The organism is Streptococcus sp. HMSC077F03, assembly GCF_001812375.1.
GTDB lineage: Bacteria > Bacillota > Bacilli > Lactobacillales > Streptococcaceae > Streptococcus > Streptococcus oralis_S.
Genome location: NZ_KV808776.1, coordinates 49,515 through 51,300 on the forward strand (window position 1 = coordinate 49,515; position 1,786 = coordinate 51,300).

The window sequence follows — 1,786 nt, forward strand, 5'->3', positions numbered from 1 at the left end:
GATGGTCTAGTGTCCCCCTAAAGGAAGGGGTAAGAAGTCTCTTTTCACATATTAAAGAATGTATTGAAATTAATTTTGAAGATGCATTTGCTACAGATTATAATGAAAAGGGTGACTATCTCCGTATTTTAACCACCCATCTAGAAATTTTGACAGTTGATAAACGGGCTATGTATATTATGGCGCTTGAGATTGCAAAGGTGATTGACGGGCAAATTAGCGAGGATAATAAGAAGACATGGCTAACAGTCGAGGAGTTTAGGAAAAAGCACGAGGCTATTCTATCTCTGACTTTTGAAGAAGCAAATGAACTAAGTTTGACAGAAATTCAAACGATGGATGTTGTAGACGACCCTCTTTGGGAGGAAGAAGCTAATCGTCGAAAAGAATACATACTAGCACATGGAGGCGATATCTCAGATTTATGAGACTATATATTAAAGGTGATTACACCAAAGAAATTCCATTTGATTATTTAGAACTAGCGAAGAGGATGTGGTTTGAAAGTTATCAAGGAGAAGGCATCCCACTCTCCTATTCTGGTTTTCTTCAAATCAGAGATAGGAATGATATAGCCATTCATCTAAAACTAGATAAGCAGGATTGTGATGAACGTTGGTTGCATGTTCCGATACAAGAAGGAATAAAATACCGTTTTTATTCACAAATTGATGAAGATCTAAATTTGGAATTTGAGAATGCTTATGTAACAGATTTTCGAGAAAATGGAGACTGTTTACGTTTGGCCTCTACCCATCTTGAACTGCTCACTCTTGATAAAAGAGCGTTATATATCATGGCTATTGAGATTGCCACAATATTTAATGGACAAATCAGTGAAGATGATAAGAACACATGGCTGACAATCGAGGAATTCAAGGAAAAGTACCAAGATATCTTATCTTTAACCTTTGATGAAGCAAATGAGATGAGTTTGGAAGAAATTCAAACGATTGATGCTATTGACGATCCCATCTGGGAAGAATTGGATAGGAAGCGCGAGGAGTATATCCGAATCCATGGCGAACGTGTTTATGACGATGAGGACGACGAGTGAAACTATATCTTAAAGGCAACTACGAAACTAGTATATACCAAAACTGTATGGAATATCCTTGGAAAATGTGGTTCAAAGAACGTAAGGGAGTGAAAGTTGGTTTTTCTTATGCATTTGATGATAATTTTTATTTGAGTTTAACTCTAGATAAATTTTCTTCAAATGATGAGCGTTGGGGAATGGCTGATTTTAGAATAGGAAAAGACTCTTGGGCGACTTTTAAGCGTGAAAATTTAAATTTAAATTTTGAAGATTCTTATGAAAGTGATGGGCGAGAAAAAGGAGACTATCTTCGAATAATCACGACTCATAAGGATATTCTAACGGTTGACAAGCGAGCGCTCTATATCATGGCGATTGAGGTGGCATCTGCCATTGACGGTCAAATCAGCGAAGACGACAAAGAAACTTGGCTGAGTGTTGAAGAATTCAAAACGAAACATAAAGACCTACTGAATATGACCTACGACGAAGCAGTCGATATTAGTTTAGAAGAGATAAAGGTTTTGAAAGCTATTGACGATCCCATCTGGGAAGAATTGGATAGGAAGCGTGAGGAGTACATCCAAATCCATGGCGAACGTGTTTATGACGATGAGGACGACGAGTGAGAATTTACATCAAAGGTGATTATGCTAAAAAAATAACATTTACTACTATAGAACTAGTTTGGAAGATGTGGTTTAAAGAACGGAATGGCAAGAAAATAAGTTTCTCCAATGTTGGTGA

General features: G+C 37.0%; 3 protein-coding genes. All 3 read left to right on the forward strand.

Going from position 1 to position 1,786, the window contains the following annotated elements; genetic code table 11:
- The coding region (locus HMPREF2853_RS04240; protein ID WP_070534984.1) for a hypothetical protein at positions 1–428 on the forward strand (428 nt) is incomplete at its 5' end.
- A complete protein-coding gene (locus HMPREF2853_RS04245) occupies positions 425–1,057 on the forward strand; it encodes a hypothetical protein (protein ID WP_070534986.1) in 633 nt (210 codons plus the stop codon). The genes HMPREF2853_RS04240 and HMPREF2853_RS04245, both read left to right, overlap by 4 nt.
- On the forward strand, positions 1,054–1,668 hold the full coding sequence (locus tag HMPREF2853_RS04250; protein ID WP_070534989.1) for a hypothetical protein: 615 nt from the start codon (positions 1,054–1,056) through the stop codon (positions 1,666–1,668). Before HMPREF2853_RS04245 ends, HMPREF2853_RS04250 begins: the two co-directional genes overlap by 4 nt.
- Positions 1,669–1,786: the final 118 nt, after the last annotated feature.